Here is a 22,606-nt window from a genome sequence, read left to right on the forward strand (position 1 = left end):
GGTGCGGGCGGGTGGCTGCCGCCGGCCGTCAGGACCAGGTAAGCCAACGAAAAAAGACAAAGGAGACAGATATGATCAAGATGCGTCCGCTGGTGGCCGCCACCGCCTTGTTCGCCGCCCTGGGGTCCGGCGCGGCAGGCGCGGATACGGTGAAGATCGCCTTCATCGATCCGCTTTCCGGGCTGATGGCGCCGGTCGGCCAGAACCAGCTCAAGAGCTGGCAGTTCGTTGCCGACGTGGCCAACCAGAAGGGCTGGGGCGGGCCGCACAAGTTCGAGGTGGTCGGCTTCGACAACAAGCTGTCTCCGCAGGAAAGCCTGACCATCCTGAACCAGGCCATCGACCAGGGCATCCGCTACATCGTGCAGGGCAACGGCTCCTCCGTCGGCCTGGCGCTGGAGGATGCGGTGGCCAAGCACAATGCGCGCAATCCGGGCAAGGAGATCGTCTACCTGAACTACGCGGCGGTGGACCCGGACATGACCAACAGCAAGTGCAACTACTGGCATTTCCGTCTCGACGCCAACTCCGACATGAAGATGGAGGCGCTGACGACCTACCTGGCCAAGGACCCGAACGTCAAGAAGGTCTACCTGATCAACCAGAACTACTCCTTCGGCCACCAGGTGGCGCGCGCCGCCAAGGATTACCTGAAGCGCAAGCGTCCTGACATCCAGATCGTCGGCGACGACCTGCACCCGCTGGCCCAGGTCAAGGATTTCGCGCCCTACGTGGCCAAGATCAAGGCCTCGGGCGCCGACACCGTGATCACCGGCAACTGGGGCAGCGACCTGGCCCTGCTGATCAAGGCGGGCAAGGACGCCGGCCTCAACGTCAACTACTACACCTACTACGCCTCGACCACCGGCGTGCCGACCGCGATGGGCGCCGCCGGCGCCGAGCACGTCAAGTACGTCGGCTACTACAACACCAACAACCAGGGCTTCAAGGGCGCGGACGTCATCGAGGGCTTCAAGAAGAAGTACAACGACGACTTCTACGTGATGGCGGCCTACACCGGCATCGCCATGCTGGGCAAGGCCTTCAAGGACACCGGCAGCACCGATCCGGTGAAGGTGGCCAAGGCCATGGAGGGCATGAAGGTCGACAGCCTGAACGGCTCGGTGGAAATGCGCGCCTCCGATCACCAGGCCCAGCAGCAACTGGTGGTCGCCACCTGGACCAAGACCAACGGCAAGGACATCCGCTTCGACCAGGAGAACACCGGCTACGGCTGGAAGACCGATGCCCTGCTGGACCAGTACGTGGCGGCGCAGCCGACTTCCTGCCAGATGAAGCGTCCTTGAAGACGGCGCAGGAGGTGGCATAGGAGGCGGTGCCGCGCGGCGCCGCTTCCTTCCTGCATACTGCGGATCTGGAAACGCGGGCCTGCCGACCCCTGCCGGCGGCCCGCGCGGCGGCGCTCGCCCGCCGGCATTGCCCGTATCCCCATCGCCGTGCGGCTCCCCGCGTGCCGGCGGCGCAAGACGGAAGGACTGGTTGTGGAATTCTTCATCATTTCCCTGTTGAACGGCATCAGCTACGGGCTGCTGCTGTTCATGCTGTCGTCGGGGCTGACCCTGATCTTCAGCATGATGGGCGTGCTCAATTTCGCGCACGCCAGCTTCTACATGCTGGGCGCCTATTTCGCCTACACCATCGCGAGCAAGGTGGGCTTCTGGCCGGCGCTGATCCTGGCGCCGCTGCTGGTGGCGGGCGCCGGCGCGCTGGTCGAGCGCTTCGGCCTGCGCACGGTGCACAAGTACGGCCACGTCGCCGAACTGTTGTTCACCTTCGGCCTGGCCTACCTGATCGAGGAAGGCGTCAAGCTGGTGTGGGGGCTGGCGGCCGTGCCCTACCGCATCCCGGCCGAGCTGGACGGGCCGCTGTTCATGGTGTTCACCTCCGCCTTCCCCAAGTACCGCGCCTTCATGATGCTGGTGTCGCTGGCGATGCTGGTGGCGATCTACCTGGTGCTGACGCGCACGCGCATCGGCCTGGTGATCCAGGCGGCGCTGACCCACCCCGACATGGTCGAGGCGCTGGGCCACAACGTGCCGCGCGTGTTCATGATGGTGTTCGGCGGGGGCGCCGCGCTGGCCGGGCTGGCCGGCGTGATCGGCGGCAATGCCTTCGTCACCGAGCCGTCGATGGCGGCGGCGGTGGGGTCCATCGTCTTCGTGGTGGCGGTGGTGGGCGGCATGGGATCGCTGGTGGGGGCCTTCATCGCCTCCATCCTGATCGGCCTGCTGCAGACCTTCGCGGTCACCCTCGACGGCTCGCTGGCCGGCCTGTTCGCCTCGTTCGGGGTGGAGGTGACCAGCAGCACGCCGTTCTATTCGCTGTGGAAGCTGACGGTGTCGCAGGTGGCGCCGGTGCTGCCCTATGTATTGCTGGTGCTGATGCTCATCGTGCGCCCGCGCGGCCTGATGGGTACCCGGGAGAGCTGAGCCATGGAGTCGACGATGCAACAACCCCGCGAGCCGGCCAGGACCGGCCGTACCATGCGCTATCGCCCCCTGAACCTGGCGCGCTGGATCCTCTGGGGCGTGACCGCGCTGCTGATGGCGGTGCTGCCGCTGCTGTTCCCCGGCGGCTTCGCCATCACGCTGCTGTCGCAGATGGGGATCATGATCATCTTCGCGCTGTCGTACAACATGCTGCTCGGCCAGACCGGCATGCTGTCCTTCGGCCACGCCGTGTATTCGGGCCTGGGCGCCTTCATCGCCGTGCACGTGCTTAATATGGCGGGCGCCGGCAAGCTGTGGGTGCCGGTCTCGCTGCTGCCCCTGGTGGGCGGCGTGGCGGGCGCCTTCTTCGGCGTGCTGTTCGGCTACGTCACCACCAAGAAGTCGGGCACCACCTTCGCCATGATCACCATGGGCATCGGCGAGATGGTGTTCGCCAGCTCGCTGATGTTCCCTGATTTCTTCGGCGGCGAGGGCGGCATCTCCACCAACCGCATGGTCGGCGACGCGGTGCTGGGCATCACCTACGGCCCGGCGCGGCAGGTCTACTACCTGATCGCCGTGTGGTGCCTGCTGTCGATGGCCGCCATGTACGCGTGGACGCAGACCCCGCTGGGGCGCATCGCCAACGCGGTGCGCGACAACCCGGAGCGGGTCGAGTTCATCGGCTACAACACGCAGCGCGTGCGCTACCTGGTGGTGATCCTGTCGGCCTTCTTCGCCGGCATCGCCGGCGGCCTGTCGGTGATCAACTTCGAGATCGTCTCGGCCGAGAACGTCAGCGCGGTGCGCTCCGGCGGCGTGCTGCTGGCGGCCTTCATCGGCGGCGCGGGCGTCTTCTTCGGGCCGGTCATCGGCGCCGTGGTGTTCGTGCTGTTCGCGGTGGCGCTGTCGGACCTGACCAAGGCCTGGCTGCTCTACCTGGGCCTGTTCTTCGTGCTGATGGTGATGTTCGTGCCGGGCGGCATCGCCAGCCTGCTGACGATGCAGGTGCCGCTGCTGGCCAAGGGCAAGCTGCGCCGCATGCTGCCGTCGTACGCGGCGGCCGGCGCCGCCAGCCTGGTGCTGCTGTGCGCGCTGATCCTGACGGTGGAGCTGGTCTACAAGCTGCAGGTCGACAGCGCCAACGGGACCGACATGATGCTGGCGGGTTTCGGCTTCGATGCCGCCACCTTCACGCCCTGGGCGGTGGCGGCCGCGATCTGGCTGGTGGGTGCGCTCGCGTGGCGGGTGGCGACGGGCAAGGTGCGCGCGGCGTGGGACAAGGTGCAGATGGAAATCGCGGGAGGCAAGGCATGACGGCGGCACTCGAGCTGCGCGATGTGCGCAAGAAATTCGGCCAGACGGAGATCATCCGCGGCGTCAACCTGAGCATCCCGAAGGGCGAGCGGCACGCGCTGATCGGCCCCAACGGGGCCGGCAAGTCGACCACCTTCAACCTGATCTCGGGCCGCTTCGCCCCGAGCTCGGGCTCGGTCCAGCTCAACGGCCAGGAGATCGGCGGCCTGCAGCCCTTCGTCATCAACCGCATGGGGCTGTCGCGCAGCTTCCAGATCACCAATATCTTCCACCGCCTGTCGGTGTTCGAGAACCTGCGCTGCGCCGTGCTGTGGTCGCTCGGCTACAAGTACTCGTTCTGGCACCGGCTGTCGGAACTGCGCGACGCGCGCGTGCGGGCCGAGGAGGTGCTGGAGCTGATCGGCCTGCATCACCGCCGCGACACCCAGGCCGGCCTGCTGACCTATGCCGAGCAGCGCGCGCTGGAGATCGGCATCACCATCGCCGGCGGCGCCGAGGTGATCCTGCTCGACGAGCCGACCGCCGGCATGAGCCGCTCCGAGTCCGACCACGCGGTCGAGCTGATCCGCAAGGTCACCGTGGGCAAGACACTGGTGATGGTGGAGCACGACATGAGCGTGGTGTTCGGCCTGGCCGACCGCATCTCGGTGCTGGTCTACGGCGAGGTGATCGCCACCGATACGCCGGAGGCCATCCGCAACAACCGCAAGGTCAAGGAAGCCTACCTGGGCACGACGCTGGACGAACCCGCCACCGAAGGAGCGCACTGATGGCCAAGCGCATGCTGAACGTGCAGGGCCTGCACGCCTACTACGGCAAGAGCCACATCCTGCATGGCGTCGACCTGCACGTGGAGGAAGGTGAGATCGTGGCGCTGCTGGGCCGCAACGGCGTGGGCCGCTCGACCCTGGCCAAGGCCATCCTGGGCATGGTGCGGGCCGAAGGCTCGGTGTGTTTCCGCGACGAGGAGATCCTCGGCCGGCGGACCTTCGAGATCGCCCACCTGGGCGTGGGCTACGTGCCGGAGAACCGCGACATCTTCCCGACGCTGACGGTGCGGCAGAACCTGCTGCTGGGCGAGAAGCGCAACCCGCGCCAGGCCAAGCCGCGCTGGACTGTTGAGGACATGTACCGGCTGTTCCCGCGCCTGAAGGAGCGCGAGCACACCGCCGCCGGCGTGCTGTCCGGCGGCGAGCAGCAGATGCTGACGCTGTGCCGCACGCTGATGGGCGACCCCGACCTGGTGCTGATCGATGAGCCGACCGAGGGGCTGGCGCCGATGATCGTGGCGCTGGTGGGCGAGTACCTGAAGGCGCTCAAGGAGCGCGGCATCTCGGTGCTGTTGATCGAGCAGAAGCTGGCCATCGCGCTGGACATCTCGCAGCGCGTCTACGTGATGGGCCACGGCCACATCGTGTTCGAGGGCTCGCCCGCCGAGTTGAAGGCCAATGCGCAGGTGCGCAAGGAGTGGCTGGAGGTGTAAGGGAAGGGGGCTGCGGCGCGATCGGCTTCGCGCCGCGCGGGATTGCTCCCGCCGGTTTGCTCCCCTGGTTTGCTCCGCTGGTTTGCTCCCCTCTCCCGCTTGCGGGAGAGGGGCCGGGGGAGAGGGCAGGCGCTGGCGAGCGGCGACGTGCTGGACGACACCATCGGCTTCGTTTTGGCCTTGTCGTGCTGGACAACACAGATGGCTTCGTTCGTGCGTGGCGCCTTGCTAGACCACCCCTCTCCCCAACCCTCTCCCCGTGCGGGGAGAGGGAGCCAAGACCGTGTGCTTGGCGATCGGGGTTGGCGCAGCCGGCTTCCTTACTTCGCCTTCAGGAATTCCCCGGCTTCCAGCAGCACCAGCTCGTTGTCGTCCGCCTTGTTCGGCTCGCGGCTGCTGGAGAACGGCAGGTTGTTGTCGTTGCCGACCACGATGTGGCTGGCGTCGACCACATCGACATTCTCGATAGTGAAGAAGGGGAACTTGAGCACGCCCTCGTTGAGGGGCTTGCGCGCCAGCTTGCCGGGGTCGGCGATGTTCAGCAGGTCGATGTAGCCGATCTTGCGCACGGCGCCGCCGGCGTTGCTGTCGTCCAGCGCGATCTTGTAGACGCGCTTGAAGCGGGCGATGTCGGCGAAGCAGTCGTTGCGTTTCTGGCCTTGCGGGCAGGCCTTGTCGGCGGTGCCTTCACCATTGTCGCGCTCGATGATCATGCCGGTGCCGGCATCGATCATATTGAAGTCGCCGATGGCGTTGCCGTTGGCTTCCAGCGGATACAGCCAGGAGCGGCCGGTCCACTTGCGCGCCTGGGTGTCGAATTCCAGGATGCGCAGCGCTTCCTTGCCGTCGAGGCGCTCATAGTCCTTGGCGTCGGCCTTCCACAGCGGCCCTTCCAGCAGCGCGTACAGGCGGCTGCCGTCGGGCGACGAGGCCATGCCTTCGAAGCCCTTGGAACGCTTGACCTGGAAATCGACCGCGCCGCCGGGTACGCCCGGCGTGGTGACGGCGGGGTGGTCGGGCGAGCGCACCGCCTTGCCGTCGACCAGGGTGTCGTAGACCGCCAGCACCTTGCCCTTGAGGTCGGCCTGGATCAGGAAGGGCCCGAATTCGTCGCCGATCCACAGTGAGCCGCCGGCGAACTGGAAGCTCTCGGTGTCGAAGTCCGAGCCGGTCAGGTAGCGCTGCCTGGTGCCTTCATGGACGATGCGGAAGGGCACCTTCTTGTCGGGATCATGCAGGAAGACGGTGGCCAGGCGCTGGAACTTGCCGCTCTGGAAATCGACCTTGTAGTGGTTCAGGTAGAGCATGAAGTCCGGCGAGTTGGCCTTGCTGCCCGCGCCGTTGTCGGTCAGCACCCAGAAGGTGCCGTCGGCCATGTGCTTGATGCCCGAATGGCCTTGCAGCGGCTGGCCCTGGAACGGCAGGGAAATGCCGGTGGGTCGGCCGTTGGACTGGCCCTCCACGCTGCCGACCTTTTCCACGCGGCTGCCGGTGGTGAACTTGCCGCTGACCTGCAGGTCGGCCGGCGCATCCTTGGGGGCGGGGATGTAGCTCTGCGCCGGCAGCACGGCGTGGCCGGCGAGGGTGGCGGGATAGGCGGGTGTCGGGGTCTGGGCGGCCGCGGACCAGGCCGAGGCGGTCAGCGCGATGGCGGCGGCGAGCGGAAGCAGGCGCATGGGCGGGATCGTGGCAATGGAGAGGCGCACACGATGCCCGAGCCGTGTGACGCGTGCATGACATCCGCCGGCTCCGCATCTGCGCCCGGCGCCCGGTCCGCCTGTGCGCGCTCGCCCTCGGGCCTACTCGGCTGCCGCCAGGGCTTCGCTGCCGCCCGCCTTCGCGCCTGCCGCGGTGGCCGGCGGCGGCAGGTGGAAGCGCATGTCGCCATAGGCCACCAGCCGGGTCTTGCGCACGGCGCGGTAGCCCAGCCACAGCGCCAGGAACACCGGTACACCGATATAGGTGGCCAGGATCTCGCCCCAGTGCGCGCGCACGTCGGAGAACGCCTGGTAGTTCTGTCCCAGTACGATCACCAGGCACAGCGCGCCGGCGAACAGCGGGCCGAACGGGAACAGCGGCGAACGGTAGGCCAGCCGGCCCAGGTCGTAGCCCTGCCGCACCAGTCCGCGGCGGAAGCGGTAGTGGCTGACGGCGATGCCCAGCCAGGCGAAGAAGCCGGTCATGCCCGAGGTGTTCAGCAACCACATATAGACGACCTTGTCGCCGAACAGCGAGCTGAGGAAGCACAGCGCGCCCACCGCCGTGGTGGCGAGCAGGGCATTGCGCGGCACGCCGTGCGGCGTCAGGCGGGCGAAGGCGCGCGGGGCGCGGCCGCTGACCGCCATGCCGTACAGGATGCGGGTGGAGGCGTACATGCTGGAGGTGCCGGCCGACAGCAGCGCGGTCAGCACCACGGCATTCATCACCCCGGCGGCAAAGGCCAGCCCGGCGCGGCCGAACACCAGCGCGAAGGGGCTGACGCCGACGTCGGTGACGTCGTTGCGCAGCAGGTTGGGGTCGGTGTAGGGAATCAGCACGCCGATGATCAGGATGGCCAGCACATAGAACAGCAGGATGCGCCAGAAGGTCTGCCGGATCGCGCGAGGGATGGTGCGGGCCGGATCGGCCGCCTCGCCGGCGGCGACCGCCACCGTCTCGGTGCCCTGGAAAGAGAAGCCGGCGATCATGGCCACGCCGAACATCGCCGGCAGGCCGCCGACGAAGGGCGCCTCGCCCACGGTGAAGTTGTGCCATCCCGACTGCGGGCCGCCGTGCAGGATGCCGAAGATCATCAGCGAGCCGATCGCGAGGAAGATCACCACGGTGGCCACCTTGATCAGGGCGAACCAGTATTCGGACTCGCCGAAGCCGCGCGCCGAGAAAGCGTTGATCGCAAGCATCAGGACCAGGAAGCCGGCGCTCCAGGCCACGCCCGGTACGTCGGGGAACCAGTACAGCATGACCATCTGGGCGGCGGCCAGCTCCACCGCGATGGTGACGGCGAGGTTGAACCAGTAGCTCCAGCCCAGCGCGAAGGCGAAGCCTTCCTCGACATAGAGCCCGCTGTAGGTGACGAAGGAGCCGGCCACCGGCATGTGGACCGCCATCTCGCCGAGACTGGTCATCAGGCAGTAGACCATCAGCCCGATCAGGGCGTACATCAGCAGGGCGCCGCCCGGCCCGGCCTGGGCGATCGAAGCGCCGGAGGCGACGAACAGGCCGGTGCCGATGGCGCCGCCCAGGGCGATCATGGTCAGGTGGCGGGCCTTGAGGGTGCGGTGCAGGTCTTCGGCCTGAGTGCCGGCCAGGCCGGTGGCCGGGGCAAGGGATGCGGGGGCCGAGGCGGTGGCGTCGGGTGCGGAGGGGAAAGAACGGCGGGACGACATCAAGTGGCGGCCCCGGCCGGTCGGGCCGGCTTCGTGGGCTGGCGCGCGGGTGGGGCGTCGATTCGGAAAGGCGCGAGTCTACCCTGTCCTGGAGTCCTTGGGCGAGAGCGGGCCCGCCAACCCGGCAAATATCGGGCCACGGAGACTAGAGGGCGGCCTCGAATGCGATCCCGGGGCGCAGGAAGTGCCCGATAGGACATCGTGGCCACAGTTCCAGGCGGCTTTCCCGCCGCCGCATGCACGGCGCCGCAGGCAGCCATGAACTCCGCGAATAGCGGCTTCCAGGCCGCAGAAAATGAAATTGAACGACCGTGCTATTTTGTGTATGCTTGTCTCGCTCGTCGCCCTGAGGGACGATGGGAGGCCGCCCGGCGGCGCCTCTGCGAGGCATGCGCGCAGCGCGCCGGGAACGGATGGCAGGACGCGCCACCGTTGGGGGCGGCAGGCGGTAAAACAATAATTCGAGAATTCGAATCCCGAGACAACCTTCAAGACACCAAAGGAACCAGCATGACAGCGCAGTATCAGGTTCAGGACGGCGTAGCCGTCATCACGCTCGACAATCCCCCCGTCAATGGCCTGGGTTACAGCACCCGGCTCGGTATCGTCGAAGGCATGACCCGTGCGCTGGATGATGCGGCCGTCAAGGCCATCGTCATCACTGGCGCCGGCAAGGCTTTCTCGGGCGGTGCGGACATCCGCGAGTTCAATACGCCGAAGGCGACCCAGGAGCCGACCCTGCATTCGGTGATCCGCGTGATCGAGGGTTCGACCAAGCCGGTGGTCGCCGCTGTCCACTCCGTCGCCATGGGCGGCGGCCTGGAACTGGCGCTGGGCTGTAACTACCGCGTGGCCGCGAAGGGCGCGCAGATTGCGCTGCCGGAAGTCAAGCTGGGCCTGCTGCCCGGCGCCGGCGGCACGCAGCGCCTGCCGCGCGTGATCGGCCTGGAGGCCGCCGCCAATATGATCGTCTCGGGCGCTGCCGTGCCCAGCGAGAAGTTCGCCGGCACCAAGCTGTTCGACGAGATCGTGGAAGGGGATGTCCTGCCTGCCGCCGTCCAGTTCGCCAGGAACGCCGCGGCCGCGCCCGGCCCCTACCCGAAGGTGCGCGACCTGAAGGTCAAGCACGAGAACCCGGAAGGCTACCTGGGCTTCGCCCGCAACACCGTCACCGCGATGGCCAAGAACTTCCCGGCGCCGGTCAAGTGCCTGGAAGCCGTGGCGGCCTCGCTCAAGCCCTTCGAGGCCGGCCTGAAGGCCGAGCGCGAAGGCTTCATGTTCCTGGTCGGCACGCCGGAGTCGCGCGCGCTGCGCCATGCCTTCTTCGGCGAGCGTGCCGCCAGCAAGATCCCCGATGTGCCGTCCGACACGCCGATCCGCAAGATCGAGAAGGTCGCGGTGATCGGCGCCGGTACCATGGGCGGCGGCATCACCATGAACTTCCTGAACGCCGGCATCCCCGTCACGATGCTGGAAATGAAGGCTGACGCGCTGGAGCGTGGTGTGGCCACCATCCGCCGCAACTACGAGAACAGCGCCAAGAAGGGCAAGCTGACGCAGGAGAAGGTCGAGCAGCGCATGGGCCTGCTGACCACCACCCTGACCTATGACGACATCAAGGACGCTGACCTCGTGATCGAGGCCGTGTTCGAAGAGATGGGCGTCAAGGAAACCGTGTTCAAGAAGCTGGATGAAGTCGTCAAGCAAGGCGCCATCCTGGCCTCGAACACCTCGACGCTGGACGTCGACAAGATCGCATCCTTCACCAAGCGCCCGCAGGACGTGGTCGGCATGCACTTCTTCAGCCCGGCCAACGTGATGAAGCTGCTGGAAGTGGTGCGCGGTGCCAAGACCGCCAAGGACGTGCTGGCCACGGTCATGCAGGTCGCCAAGAAGATCAAGAAGACCGCGGTGGTGTCGGGCGTGTGCGACGGCTTCATCGGCAACCGCATGATCGAGCAATACAGCCGCCAGGCCGGCTACCTGCTCGACGAGGGTGCGCTGCCCGAGCAGGTCGACAAGGCCATCGAGAAGTTCGGCTTCGCCATGGGCCCGTTCCGCATGGGTGACCTGGCCGGCAACGACATCGGCTGGGCCATCCGCAAGCGCCGCGCCGTGGACAAGCCGGACATCCAGTACTCGAAGACCGCCGACCTGCTGTGCGAGATGGGTCGCTTCGGCCAGAAGACCGGTGCGGGCTGGTACGACTACAAGGCGGGCGACCGCAAGCCGTACCCGAACCAGCAGGTCAACGACATGATCGTGCAGCACTCCAAGGACCTGGGTATCACCCGCCGCAAGATCTCCGACGAGGAGATCGTCGAGCGCCTGGTGTTCGCGCTGGTCAACGAGGGTGCCAAGATCCTGGAAGAGGGTATCGCTTCCAAGGCCTCGGACATCGACATGGTCTACCTGACCGGCTACGGCTTCCCGCTGTTCCGCGGCGGCCCGATGCTGTACGCCGACCAGGTCGGCCTGTACAACGTCGCGCTGGCGATGGCCCGCTATGCCAAGGGCTATCACGGCGAAGCGTGGCAGGCAGCGCCGCTGCTGAAGAAGCTGGCGGCCGAAGGCAAGGGCTTTAACGACTGAGCGCGGCTGGCGCGTCCGGGTGCGTGCGGGGACTCCCCGCGCGCCGGGCGGCCGGCGGCAAGGAAGGGCAGCGAGATGGATACCGCGAAGGGGGCCGGCAATGTATTCGAAGACGGCTTCGAATACGGCCCCGGTGATTGCCTGCTGGTGATCGACGTGCAGAACGACTTCATGCCGGGCGGCGCGCTTGCCGTGCCGCATGGCGACGAGGTCGTGCCCGTGGTCAACCGGCTGGCGCGCCGCTTCGCGCAGGTGGTGCTGACGCAGGACTGGCATCCGGGCGACCATGTGTCGTTCGCCGCCAACCACGCCGGCGCCCAGCCGTTCCAGACGCTGCCGCTGCCATATGGCGAGCAGGTGCTGTGGCCGGTGCACTGCGTGCAGGACACGCCGGGCGCCGCGCTGCACGCAGGACTGGCGATACCGCACGCACGGCTGGTGGTCCGCAAGGGCTGCCAGCGGCAGGTGGACAGCTACTCCGCCTTCCTGGAGGCGGACCGTGCCACCCGCACCGGCCTGGCCGGCTACCTGCGCGAGCAGGGCGTGAGGCGCGTGTTCTGCGTGGGGCTGGCCACGGACTTCTGCGTGGCCTGGAGCGCGCTCGATGCGCGTGCCGCCGGTTTCGAGGCGGTCGTCGTCGAGGATGCCTGCCGTGCCATCGACCTGCAGGGCTCGCTGGCGAGCGCCTGGCAGCAGATGGCGGCGGCCGGCGTGGTGCGCGCCCAGTCCGATGCCTTGCCGCAGCCAGCCCGGCCCGGTCCGGCCCATTGATGCATAGACCGATGCGCAAACCGACGCGCCAACCGCATACCGCAAGACACCAAGAGATACCGAGGAGCAAGACATGAACGAGGCAGTGATCGTTTCGACCGCACGGACCGGCCTGGCCAAGAGCTGGAAGGGTGCTTTCAACATGACCCACGGCGCCACCCTGGGCGGCCACGCCGTCAAGCACGCCATCGAGCGCGCCAAGATCGAGGCGGGCGAGGTGGAAGACATCCTGATGGGCTGCGCCAACCCGGAAGGCGCCACCGGCGCCAACATCGCCCGCCAGATCGCGCTGCGCGCCGGCTGCCCGGTGACCGTGCCCGGTGCCACCGTCAACCGCTTCTGCTCGTCCGGCCTGCAGACCATCGCCATGGCCGCGCAGCGCGTGATCGCCGATGAGGGTGACATCTTCGTCGCCGGCGGCGTGGAGAGCATCTCCTGCGTGCAGCAGGAAATGAACCGCCACATGGTCCAGGAAAGCTGGCTGACGAAGAACAAGCCGGAAATCTACTGGAACATGCTGCAGACCGCCGAGAACGTGGCCAAGCGCTACAACATCTCGAAGGAGCGCCAGGACGAGTACGGCGTGCGCAGCCAGCAGCGTGCCTTCGCGGCGCTGGAAGCCGGCAAGTTCCTGGATGAGATCGTGCCGATGACCGTGCTCGCCGGCGTGGCCGACAAGGCCACCGGCCAGCTCGTCACCAAGGAAGTCACCATCTCGGCCGACGAGGGCATCCGCGGCGACACCACGCTGGAAGGCGTGGCCAAGATCCGCACCGCCGTGCCCGGTGGCGTGGTCACCGCCGGCAACGCCTCGCAGTTCTCCGACGGCGCCTCGGCGGCGGTGGTGATGAATGCCCGCGTGGCGGCGGCCAAGGGCCTGCAGCCGCTGGGCGTGTTCCGCGGCTTCGCCGTGGCTGGCTGCGAGCCCGATGAAATGGGCATCGGCCCCGTCTTCGCGGTGCCCAAGCTGCTGAAGAAGGCTGGCCTGAAGGTCGACGACATCGGCCTGTGGGAGCTGAACGAAGCCTTCGCCGTGCAGGTGCTGTACTGCGCCGACACGCTGGGCATCCCGATGGACCGCCTGAACGTCAACGGCGGCGCCATCGCGGTGGGCCACCCCTACGGCGTGTCGGGCGCCCGCCTGGTCGGCCACGCGCTGATCGAAGGCAAGCGCCGCGGCGTCAAGTACGTGGTGGTGACCATGTGCATCGGCGGCGGCCAGGGCGCGGCCGGGCTGTTCGAAGTGCTCTGATGGGAGCGCCGGCCACCGCGGACGCGATGCTGGCCTGGGGCCGGGAGGTGCTGGCGGACCAGCCCTTCTCGGTGCTGCTGGGGGCCGAGCTGGCGGCGATGTCGCCGGGGCGGGCCGAGCTGCGCCTGCCGCTGCGGCAGGCGCTGCGCCAGCAGCACGGCTTCGCCCACGGTGGCGTGGTCAGCTACCTGGCCGACAACGCGCTGACCTATGCGGGCGGCGCGGCCATGGCGGCGCCCGTGGTGACCTCGGAGTTCAAGATCAATTACGTACGTCCCGCGATCGGCGATTTGCTGGTCGCGCGCGCCGAATGCGTCAGCCACGGCCGCCAGCAGGCGGTGGTGCGCTGCGACGTGTTCGTCGTCAAGGATGGCGAGGAGAAGCTCTGCGCGGTGGCGCAGGGCACCATCGCCAGGCTGGGCGAGGCGGCTTGATCGACACGGACGAAGGGCGCGCAAGCGCCTTTTTTCCACTGCAGACCCGCTGAACCGGGCAAGGCCCGGTCCGGCAACGATCCAATACAGAGAACCGGCCAGCCATCCCGGCGCGCCGGTCCGGAGACTGGCGCGGTGCCCCGTGCGCCGCGCGCATTCGTATTTCCCACCCATCCGTCTGGGAGCCGTATCCTGCCATGTCGCTGATCCTATCCCGCCGAGACCTGAATTTCCTGCTGTATGAATGGCTGCGGGTCGAGGAACTGTCCCGCATTCCCCGCTATGCCGAGCACAGCCGCGAGACCTTCGACGCCGCGCTCGACACCTGCGAGAAGATCGCCACCGACCTGTTCGCGCCGCACAACAAGAAGAACGACCAGCACGAGCCCGAGTTCGACGGCGACAAGGTCACCATCATTCCCGAGGTCTCGACCGCGCTGAAGGCCTTCTGCGAGGCCGGCCTGATGGCCGCCGGACAGGACTTCGAACTGGGCGGCATGCAGCTGCCGGTGGTGGTGGAGAAGGCCGGTTTCGCCTACTTCAAGGGCGCCAACGTCGGCACCAGCTCCTATCCTTTCCTGACCATCGGCAACGCCAACCTGCTGATGGCGCACGGCACGCCGGCGCAGATCGACACCTTCGTCAAGCCGGAACTGGACGGGCGCTTCTTCGGCACCATGTGCCTGTCCGAACCGCAGGCCGGTTCCTCGCTGTCCGACATCACCACGCGTGCCGACTACGAGGGCGAGTCGCCGCTGGGCGCGCAGTACCGCCTGCGCGGCAACAAGATGTGGATCTCGGCCGGCGAGCACGAACTGTCCGACAACATCGTGCACCTGGTGCTGGCCAAGATCCCGGGCCCGGACGGCAAGCTGATCCCCGGCGTCAAGGGCATCTCGCTGTTCATCGTGCCGAAGTACCTGGTCAACCCCGACGGTTCGCTTGGCGAGCACAACGACGTGGCGCTGGCCGGCCTGAACCACAAGATGGGCTACCGCGGCACCACCAACTGCCTGCTCAACTTCGGCGAAGGCACCCGCTACCGCCCGGCCGGCAAGGCCGGCGCCATCGGCTACCTGGTCGGCGAGCCCCACCAGGGCCTGGCCTGCATGTTCCACATGATGAACGAGGCCCGCATCGGCGTCGGCCTGGGCGCGGTGATGCTGGGCTACACCGGCTACCTGCATGCGCTGGACTATGCCCGCAACCGCCCGCAAGGCCGCCCCGTCGGCCCCGGCGGCAAGGATCCGGCCAGCCCGCAGGTGCGCCTGGTCGAGCATGCCGACATCCGCCGCATGCTGCTGGCGCAGAAGAGCTACGTGGAAGGCGGCCTGGCGCTGAACCTGTACTGCGCGCAGCTGGTCGACCGCGAGCGTGCCGCCGCCGCGGCCGGCGACGCCGCCGCGCACGGACGCCTGGCGCTGCTGCTGGACATCCTCACGCCGATCGCCAAGAGCTGGCCCTCGCAATGGTGCCTGGAAGCCAACAGCCTGGCCATCCAGGTGCACGGCGGCTACGGCTACACGCGCGAATACAACGTCGAGCAGTTCTACCGCGACAACCGCCTCAATCCGATCCACGAGGGCACGCACGGCATCCAGGGCCTGGACCTGCTGGGCCGCAAGGTGGTGATGAAGGACGGCGCCGCCTTCAAGACGCTGGCCCAGGAACTGACGGCCACCATCGGCCGCGCGCAGGCCAGCGGCGACGCCGCGCTGGCGGCGCAGGGGAAGGCGCTGGGCAAGGCTGCCGCGCGCCTGGCGGAGGTCACGCAGGCCCTGTGGGCGGCGGGCGATCCCAACGTGACGCTGGCCAATGCCTCGGTCTACCTGGAGGCCTTCGGCCACGTAGTGGTGGCCTGGATCTGGCTGGAGCAAGCGCTGATCGCCCAGGCGGCCCTGGCCGCAGGCGCCAGCGCGCAGGAGCAGGACTTCTACCGCGGCAAGCTGGCCGCGGCCGCCTATTTCTTCCAATGGGAACTGCCCAAGGTAGGGCCGCAGCTCGACCTGCTGGCCTCGCTGGACCGCACCACGCTGGACATGCAGGACGCCTGGTTCTGAGCGGACCGGGCCGGGGCGGCATACGAGCCCCCCACACGAACTCAAGACGAACCACACGGCGCGCCGGAGCGCGCCTGAGCAAGCAGCGGAGACAAGACCATGAGTACCGTGAAGGAACTGTTCGACCTCAGCGGGCGTACCGCCCTGATCACTGGCGGCTCGCGCGGCCTGGGCCTGCAGATCGCCGAGGCACTGGGCGAGCAGGGCGCCCGCGTGGTGCTGTCGGCACGCAAGACCGATGAACTGCAGGCGGCACAGGCCCACCTGAAGGCACGCGGCATCGAGGCCGACTGGATCGCCGCCGACGGCGCGCAGGAAGCCGAGATCGCGCGCCTGGCCGACGAAGCGCTGGCCCGCCTGGGCCACGTCGACATCCTGGTCAACAATGCCGGCGCGACCTGGGGCGCACCGGCCGAAGACCATCCCGTCGAGGCCTGGGACAAGGTGATGAACCTGAATATCCGCGGCCTGTTCCTGCTGACCCAGCGCATCGGCAAGCTGTCGATGATCCCGCGCCGCCATGGCCGCATCATCAACGTGGCCTCGATCGCCGGCCTGGCCGGCAACCCGCCGGGCTCGATGGAGACCATCGCCTACAACACCTCCAAGGGCGCGGTGGTCAACTTCACGCGCACCCTGGCCGGCGAGTGGGGCGAGCACAACATCACCGTCAACGCGCTGGCGCCGGGCTTCTTCCCCTCCAAGATGACCAAGGGCTCGCTGGAGCGGCTGGGCGTCGACGCCATGTGCGCCGGCGTGCCGCTGCACCGGCTCGGCGACGACGAGGACCTGAAGGGCGCGGCCGTGCTGTTCGCCAGCCAGGCGGGCAAGCACATCACCGGGCAGATCCTGGCGGTGGATGGCGGCGTCAGCGCGGTCTGAGCGCGGTCTGAGCGCGCTTTGCGCCACCGGAATGGGTTCTAATAGCGGTGCGCCAAGGCGCCCCCCTGTTTTTCGCCACACGTAGGACCATGACCCAGAAGAACGGCTTTCCCATCCAGATTCCCTTCCTCGCCTCCCTCGGCGTACTGTGCAACCAGTTCGGCGAGGGACGCAGCGAGATCGAACTCGACCTGCGCCCCCACCACGAGAACAGCCTCGAGATGGCCCACGGCGGCGTGCTGATGACGTTGCTGGACGTCGCCATGGCGATGGCCGGCCGCTCGGCCGACAGCGAGGACCGCGGCGTCGTGACCATCGAGATGAAGACCAGCTTCATGGCGCCGGGGCGCGGCAAGCTGACCGCGCGCGGCCTGTGCGTGCACCGCACCGCGACCATGGCCTTCTGCGAGGCGGAGATCGTCGACGGCGAAGGCAAGACGGTGTCGCGCGGCTCGGGCACCTTCAAGTATGTCAAGCGCAAGCCGCCGCAGCGCCCGCGTGCCGAGGAGCCGGGCGGCGACGGCTGACGCCGGGCGGGGAGGACGGGCGGCACCTGCGGGACAAGCAGGGCCGCCACCGGCAGTCCGGCACGCACCAGCAGCACCAGCAGCACCAGCAGCACCAGCAGCAGCACAATAAAAACAAGCGGTACAACAAACACAACGATCCGATTGCACACGCACGGAGGAGACAAGATGACGAGCAGCCAGCGCGGCAAGCGCCGCGGCGGTCGTTTTTCGCATACCTTGAGCACGCTGGCACTGGCTGGCGCGGGAGTGATTGCCATGAACCATCCGGCGCAGGCGCAGACCGCTGCCCAACCCGCCTCCGCCGCCACCGCGCCGGCCGGACCGACCTTCGCCAGCGCGGCCGACAGCGATCCGCTCGCGCTGGGCTGGATGCAGGGCTTTCCGCCGGCGCCGGACAAGATCATCCGCTTCGACCTCGCCAGCAACCGCTTCCCGGTCACCCGCTGGACCTTCTCCCACGTGCGCCAGCTGATGCCGACCGCGGCGGTCTGGCGCGGGCGCGGCGCGCCCAGCGCGCTGCCGCACGCGCCGCGCGATATCGGCCAGGTGCCGTACACCGATGCCAACGGACAGCGCCACACCTTCGCCGAGATGCTGGCGCTGACCTATACCGACGGCATCCTGGTGATGCACAAGGGCAAGGTCATCTACGAAAAGTACTTCGGCGCGCTGGACGACCACACGCAGCACATCGCCATGTCGGTCACCAAGTCCTTCGTCGGCACGCTGGCGGCGATGCTGGCCGCCGAAGGCAAGCTCGATCCGTCGGCGCCGGTCACGCGCTACCTGCCGGAGATGGCGGGTACCGCCTATGGCGATGCCACGGTGCGCGAGGTCATGGACATGACCGTCGGCGTCAAGTACTCGGAAAACTACGCCGATCCCAAGGCCGAGATCTGGGATTACTCGCGCGCGGGCGGCATGATCCCGCGCCCGGCCGACTACGCCGGCCCGAAGGATTTTTATGCCTTCCTGAAGACGCTGCAGAAGGACGGCGAGCATGACGCCGCCTTCGCCTACAAGACGGTCAATGCCGAGCTGCTGGCGTGGATCGTCAAGCGGGTCAGCGGACAGAACCTGTCGACCGTGCTGTCGGAGCGCATCTGGCAACCGATGGGCGCCGAGCAGGATGCCTATTTCATCGTCGACAGCATCGGCAACGAATCCGGCGGCGGCGGCCTGAACACGGCGCTGCGCGACCTGGCCCGCTTCGGCGAGACCATGCGCAACGACGGCCGCTTCAACGGCCGCCAGATCATCCCGGCCGCGGTGGTGGCGGATATCCGCCGCGGCGGCGATCCGGCCAAGTTCGCCAAGGCAGGCTATGCCACGCTGCCGGGCTGGAGCTACCGCAATATGTGGTGGGTGGCCAACGACGACCACGGCGCGTTCGAGGCGCGCGGCATCCACGGCCAGGCCATCTACGTCGATCCCAAGGCGCAGATGACGATTGTGCGCTATGCCTCGCACCCGATCGCGGCCAATGGCGCCAACGACCCGGTCACGCTGCCGGCCTTCCGCGCGCTGGCACAAGAACTGATGAAGCAGCAGTGAAATGGCGGCAGGAGACGGACGCGGCGGCCCGTCGTTGTCCTATCCTGTCTATTCCCCTGAAAGGAAATGAATATGTCGCAGACCTACCAACGCATCGTGCTGGCTTCCCGACCGACCGGCGCGGTGACGCCGGACAACTTCCGCCTCGAGACCGTGCCGGTGCCCGAGCTGGCCGACGGCCAGGTGCTGGTGCGCAACCACTATCTGTCGCTGGATCCGTACATGCGCGGGCGCATGAACGAGAGCAAGTCCTATGCGGTGCCGCAGCCGCTCGGCGAAGTGATGATCGGCGGCACGGTGGGCGAAGTGGTGGCCAGCAAGAACCCGAAGTTCAGCGCCGGCGACAAGGTGGTGGGCATGTTCGGCTGGCAGGAAATGGGCGTCAGCGACGGCACCGGCATCCAGAAGGTCGACACCACCCACATCCCGCTGTCGGCCTACCTCGGCTCGGTGGGCATGCCCGGCGTCACCGGCTGGTACGGCCTCAACCAGATCATCAAGCCCAAGGCCGGCCAGACCGTGGTGGTCAGCGCCGCCTCGGGCGCGGTCGGCAGCGTGGTCGGCCAGCTGGCCAAGCTCAAGGGCTGCCGCGCGGTCGGCGTGGCGGGCGGCAAGGACAAGTGCGACTACGTGGTCAATGAACTCGGCTTCGATGCCTGCGTCGACTACAAGGCGGCGAAGGATGCCAAGGAGCTGTACATGATGCTGAAGGAGGCCACGCCCGACGGCATCGACGGCTACTTCGAGAACGTCGGCGGCGACGTGCTCGACGTGGTGCTGTCGCGCATGAACCCGTTCGGCCGCATCGCCGTGTGCGGCATGATCGCCGGCTACGATGGCCAGCCGCTGCCGCTGAAGAATCCGCAGCTGATCCTGGTCTCGCGCCTGACGGTGGAGGGCTTCATCGTCTCCGAGCACATGGAGTTCTGGCCGCAGGCGCTGCAGGAATTGGGCGCGGGCGTGGCCCAGGGCAAGATCAAGTTCCGCGAGACCGTGGCGCAGGGCCTGGCCAGCGCGCCGGAGGCCTTCATGGGCCTGCTCAAGGGCAAGAACTTCGGCAAGCAGCTGGTCAAGCTGGTGTAAGCCGGCGCGCCGGGGCGGCCGCGCCGCCCCGCATGCCAGGCACAGGAGGCCGCGCACGCGGCCCGGACAACAAGAGGAGACACCCTATGAATGCACCTGCCATGCCCGCCAGGGATGATGAGATGGCCGCCGGCCTGTCGGAAGAGATCAAGGCGCGCTACCGCATGCTGCCGCGCCCGCCGCAGTTCGCCACCGCTGCCGAGGAACGCCTGCACCGCAAGCAGCGCCTGGCGGCGGCCTTCCGGCTGTTCTCGCGCTTCGGCTTCGACGAGGGCGTGGCCGGCCACATCACCGCGCGCGATCCCGAGTTCACCGACACGTTCTGGGTCAATCCCTTCGGCGTGCACTTCAGCCAGGTCAAGGTCTCCAACCTGATCCGCTGCGATCACCACGGCAATGTGGTGGAGGGCGATTACCCGGTCAACGCGGCCGCCTTCGCCATCCATTCGCGTGTGCACCAGACCCGCTCCGATGCGGTGGCTGCCGCGCATTCGCACAGCACCTACGGGCGCGCCTGGTCCACCCTGGGGCGTCCGCTCGACGCACTCACGCAGGACGTGTGCGCCTTCTACAACGACCACGCCGTCTACGACGATTTCGGCGGCGTGGTGGTGGAACTGGACGAAGGCCAGCGCATCGCCAACGCGCTCGGCCAGAACAAGGCCGCGATCCTGCAGAACCACGGCCTGCTGACCGTCGGCAAGACGGTCGACGAGGCGGCCTGGTGGTTCATCACCATGGAGCGCTCCTGCCAGGTGCAGTTGCTGGCCGAGGCCGCCGCGGCGCGCACCAATGCACCGCTCAAGGTGATCTCGGACGCGGCCGCGCGCCAGGCCTACTCCATCGTCGGCACGTCGCAGGCGGGCTGGTTCCAGTTCCAGCCGCTCTATGCGCGCATCGTCAAGGAACAACCGGACCTGCTGGACTGAGCCGTGGCGCCCTTCACCGGAAAGGTGGTGCTGATCACCGGCGCCTCCGACGGCATCGGCGCGGAACTGGCCCTGCTGCTGGCGCAGCAGGGCGCGCGGCTGGCGCTGGCGGCCCGGCGGCTGGAGCGCCTGGACGAGCTGGTGGCGCGCATCCGCCGCGAGCATCCCGCCGCCGACGCGGTGGCCTGGCGGACCGATGTGTCGAGCGAGGACGCCTGCCGGCAACTGGTGGCCGAGGTCGCCGCGCACTTCGGCGGCATCGACGTACTGGTCAACAATGCCGGCGTCTCGGCGCATGGCTACTTCGAGCAGGTCTCCGACTTCGCCTACTACGAGACCGTGATGCGCGTGAACTACTTCGGCGCCATGTGGTGCACGCGCGAAGCGCTGCCCCACCTGCGCCAGCGCCGCGGCCTGGTGGTGGCGGTATCGAGCCTGGCCGGCAAGGTCGGCGTACCGGGCCGCACCGCCTACTCGGCCAGCAAGTTCGCGCTGGCGGGTTTCTGCGAGGCGCTGCGCTGCGAATTGCGGGGCAGCGGAGTGGATGTCTGCGTGGTCTTTCCCGGCGTGGTGGCCACGGCCACGCGGGTGGCGGGCTTCGGGCCCGACGGCCGGCCGCTGGGCGAGAGCCGGCTGCGCGAGGACGATGCCATGAGCGCGCAGGAGTGCGCGCGCCAGATGCTGGCCGCCATGGCCTCGCGCCGGCGCGAGCTGGTGATGACGGCGAAAGGGCGGCTCGGGCTCTGGCTCAAGCTGCTGGCGCCGGGGCTGGTCGACCGCATGGCCCTGCGCGCGCTCAAGCAGGCAGGACGTTAGCAACAAGGAGGGCGGCACCCGCCGGCGGCGGGTGCCGCCGGTTGGCACGCGCGGCCCGGCGCGAGCAGATGAAGAAACAACGAGAAGAGGACATGGCTGAGCTGATCCTGCATCAATACGCGACATCCCCGTTTTCCGAGAAGGTCCGGCTGCTGCTGGGCGCCAAGGGCCTGGCCTGGCAGGCGGTCGAGATCCCGCCCATCCTGCCCAAGCCTGACGTGATCGCGCTGACCGGCGGCTACCGCCGCACGCCGGTGCTGCAGATCGGTGCCGACGTCTATTGCGACACGGCGCTGATCTGCGACGTGATCGACGCGCTGGCGCCGTCCCCGGCGCCGCTGTACCCGCCAGCCCAGGCGGGCGCCGCGCGCCTGCTCGCCAGCTGGTTCGATACGGTCCTGTTCGGCGCGGTGGCGTCCTACCTGTTCCAGACCGGCGGCGCGCAGGAGATCCTGGGCCGCATGACGCCCGAGCAGATCCAGGCCTTCCGCGCCGACCGCAAGGCCATGCGCGGCGACGGCAATGCGCTCGGCGTGCCGCTGGGCGAGGCCGCCGCGCTGCTGCGCGACACCCTGGCCCGGCTCGAAGTGCAGATGGCCGGCGGCGTGCCGCACGTGGCCGGCGCGGCTCTGTCGCTGGCGGACTTCTCGCTCTATCACAACCTCTGGTTTCTCAAGCGCGCGCCGGTGCAGACGGCCTGGCTGGAAGGCTATCCGGCCATCCAGTCCTGGTATGCGCGCATGCAGGCCTTCGGTCATGGCGAGGTGCGTGTCATCGACAGCGCCACGGCCCTGGCCGCCGCGCAGGCCGCGGTGCCGCAGCCGCTGACGGCGCAGGCCTCGGCCGACAGCGGGTTTGCGGTCGGCGACGGGGTCTGCGTCACGCCGACCGACTATGCGCGCGATCCGGTGTCCGGCACGCTGGTGTCCCTGGACGACCGCATGGTGACGCTGCGGCGCCAGGACCCGCGCGCCGGCGCCCTCAACGTGCATTTCCCGCGCCTGGGCTTCCACGTGCAGCGCGCGGCCTGAAGGCGGGCGCCTGCATCCCACACTCACACGATCGAC

19 protein-coding genes are annotated in these 22,606 nt (G+C 68.1%); 17 read left to right on the forward strand and 2 right to left on the reverse strand.

Annotation, left to right across the window (positions count from 1 at the left end; genetic code table 11):
• Window positions 1–71 precede the first annotated feature (71 nt).
• The 5 genes from BKK79_RS01315 (at window position 72) to BKK79_RS01335 (ending at window position 5,250) form a co-directional block, all read left to right on the forward strand.
• Window positions 72–1,307 (forward strand): branched-chain amino acid ABC transporter substrate-binding protein, encoded by a 1,236-nt coding sequence (locus BKK79_RS01315; protein ID WP_071012880.1) that lies wholly within the window; start codon window positions 72–74, stop codon window positions 1,305–1,307.
• A 195-nt stretch (window positions 1,308–1,502) separates the two neighbouring features.
• Window positions 1,503–2,450, forward strand: coding sequence for a branched-chain amino acid ABC transporter permease (locus BKK79_RS01320; RefSeq protein ID WP_071012878.1), 948 nt, complete (start codon window positions 1,503–1,505; stop codon window positions 2,448–2,450).
• Between the two features lie 3 nt (window positions 2,451–2,453).
• Window positions 2,454–3,767, forward strand: a complete 1,314-nt coding sequence (locus tag BKK79_RS01325; RefSeq protein WP_071036896.1) for a branched-chain amino acid ABC transporter permease — start codon at window positions 2,454–2,456, stop codon at window positions 3,765–3,767.
• Entirely contained in the window at window positions 3,764–4,537 is a 774-nt protein-coding gene (locus BKK79_RS01330) for an ABC transporter ATP-binding protein (protein ID WP_071012874.1), read from the forward strand. Before BKK79_RS01325 ends, BKK79_RS01330 begins: the two co-directional genes overlap by 4 nt.
• A complete protein-coding gene (locus BKK79_RS01335; RefSeq protein WP_071036897.1) occupies window positions 4,537–5,250 on the forward strand; it encodes an ABC transporter ATP-binding protein in 714 nt (237 codons plus the stop codon). Before BKK79_RS01330 ends, BKK79_RS01335 begins: the two co-directional genes overlap by 1 nt.
• A 320-nt stretch (window positions 5,251–5,570) precedes the next feature.
• Here the strand turns inward: BKK79_RS01335 and BKK79_RS01340 are convergent, their stop codons facing one another.
• Window positions 5,571–6,926 carry an esterase-like activity of phytase family protein gene (locus tag BKK79_RS01340; RefSeq protein WP_071036898.1) on the reverse strand — a complete coding sequence of 452 codons (1,356 nt, stop codon included), beginning with the start codon at window positions 6,924–6,926 and terminating at the stop codon, window positions 5,571–5,573.
• Between the two features lie 123 nt (window positions 6,927–7,049).
• Complete coding sequence (locus BKK79_RS01345) at window positions 7,050–8,636, reverse strand: amino acid permease (RefSeq protein ID WP_083384068.1); 1,587 nt, start codon at window positions 8,634–8,636, stop codon at window positions 7,050–7,052.
• 510 nt (window positions 8,637–9,146) lie between these two features.
• Here BKK79_RS01345 and BKK79_RS01350 point away from each other — a divergent pair.
• From BKK79_RS01350 to BKK79_RS01405, 12 genes are all read left to right on the forward strand, one after another.
• Window positions 9,147–11,228: a 3-hydroxyacyl-CoA dehydrogenase NAD-binding domain-containing protein gene (locus BKK79_RS01350; protein ID WP_071036899.1), complete on the forward strand. Its 2,082-nt coding sequence runs from the start codon at window positions 9,147–9,149 to the stop codon at window positions 11,226–11,228.
• Window positions 11,229–11,303: 75 nt separating this feature from the next.
• Window positions 11,304–11,999, forward strand: a complete 696-nt coding sequence (gene pncA / locus BKK79_RS01355; protein WP_071036900.1) for a bifunctional nicotinamidase/pyrazinamidase — start codon at window positions 11,304–11,306, stop codon at window positions 11,997–11,999.
• A 73-nt stretch (window positions 12,000–12,072) separates the two neighbouring features.
• Window positions 12,073–13,251 carry an acetyl-CoA C-acyltransferase gene (locus BKK79_RS01360; RefSeq protein ID WP_071012866.1) on the forward strand — a complete coding sequence of 393 codons (1,179 nt, stop codon included), beginning with the start codon at window positions 12,073–12,075 and terminating at the stop codon, window positions 13,249–13,251.
• Window positions 13,251–13,685 carry a PaaI family thioesterase gene (locus BKK79_RS01365; protein ID WP_231907909.1) on the forward strand — a complete coding sequence of 145 codons (435 nt, stop codon included), beginning with the start codon at window positions 13,251–13,253 and terminating at the stop codon, window positions 13,683–13,685. The genes BKK79_RS01360 and BKK79_RS01365 overlap by 1 nt, the downstream gene beginning before the upstream one ends.
• Before the next feature lie 197 nt (window positions 13,686–13,882).
• On the forward strand, window positions 13,883–15,745 hold the full coding sequence (locus tag BKK79_RS01370) for an acyl-CoA dehydrogenase (protein ID WP_071036901.1): 1,863 nt from the start codon (window positions 13,883–13,885) through the stop codon (window positions 15,743–15,745).
• 99 nt (window positions 15,746–15,844) lie between these two features.
• Window positions 15,845–16,627 carry an SDR family oxidoreductase gene (locus BKK79_RS01375; protein ID WP_071036902.1) on the forward strand — a complete coding sequence of 261 codons (783 nt, stop codon included), beginning with the start codon at window positions 15,845–15,847 and terminating at the stop codon, window positions 16,625–16,627.
• A gap of 89 nt (window positions 16,628–16,716) precedes the next feature.
• On the forward strand, window positions 16,717–17,154 hold the full coding sequence (locus BKK79_RS01380) for a PaaI family thioesterase (protein ID WP_071012861.1): 438 nt from the start codon (window positions 16,717–16,719) through the stop codon (window positions 17,152–17,154).
• Window positions 17,155–17,412: 258 nt separating this feature from the next.
• Window positions 17,413–18,711, forward strand: coding sequence for a serine hydrolase domain-containing protein (locus BKK79_RS01385; protein ID WP_232346332.1), 1,299 nt, complete (start codon window positions 17,413–17,415; stop codon window positions 18,709–18,711).
• 72 nt (window positions 18,712–18,783) lie between these two features.
• The gene (locus tag BKK79_RS01390; RefSeq protein ID WP_071012860.1) at window positions 18,784–19,794 is read left to right on the forward strand and encodes an NADP-dependent oxidoreductase; all 1,011 of its coding nucleotides are present in this window, start codon (window positions 18,784–18,786) and stop codon (window positions 19,792–19,794) included.
• Between the two features lie 86 nt (window positions 19,795–19,880).
• Window positions 19,881–20,723: a class II aldolase/adducin family protein gene (locus BKK79_RS01395; protein ID WP_071012858.1), complete on the forward strand. Its 843-nt coding sequence runs from the start codon at window positions 19,881–19,883 to the stop codon at window positions 20,721–20,723.
• Window positions 20,724–20,726: 3 nt separating this feature from the next.
• Window positions 20,727–21,539 carry an SDR family oxidoreductase gene (locus BKK79_RS01400; RefSeq protein ID WP_071036903.1) on the forward strand — a complete coding sequence of 271 codons (813 nt, stop codon included), beginning with the start codon at window positions 20,727–20,729 and terminating at the stop codon, window positions 21,537–21,539.
• A 68-nt stretch (window positions 21,540–21,607) separates the two neighbouring features.
• Window positions 21,608–22,570 carry a glutathione S-transferase family protein gene (locus BKK79_RS01405; RefSeq protein ID WP_232346250.1) on the forward strand — a complete coding sequence of 321 codons (963 nt, stop codon included), beginning with the start codon at window positions 21,608–21,610 and terminating at the stop codon, window positions 22,568–22,570.
• The last annotated feature ends 36 nt before the right edge of the window (window positions 22,571–22,606 follow it).

It is taken from the genome of Cupriavidus sp. USMAA2-4, from assembly GCF_001854305.1.
In the GTDB taxonomy this organism is placed as follows: Bacteria; Pseudomonadota; Gammaproteobacteria; order Burkholderiales; family Burkholderiaceae; genus Cupriavidus; species Cupriavidus malaysiensis.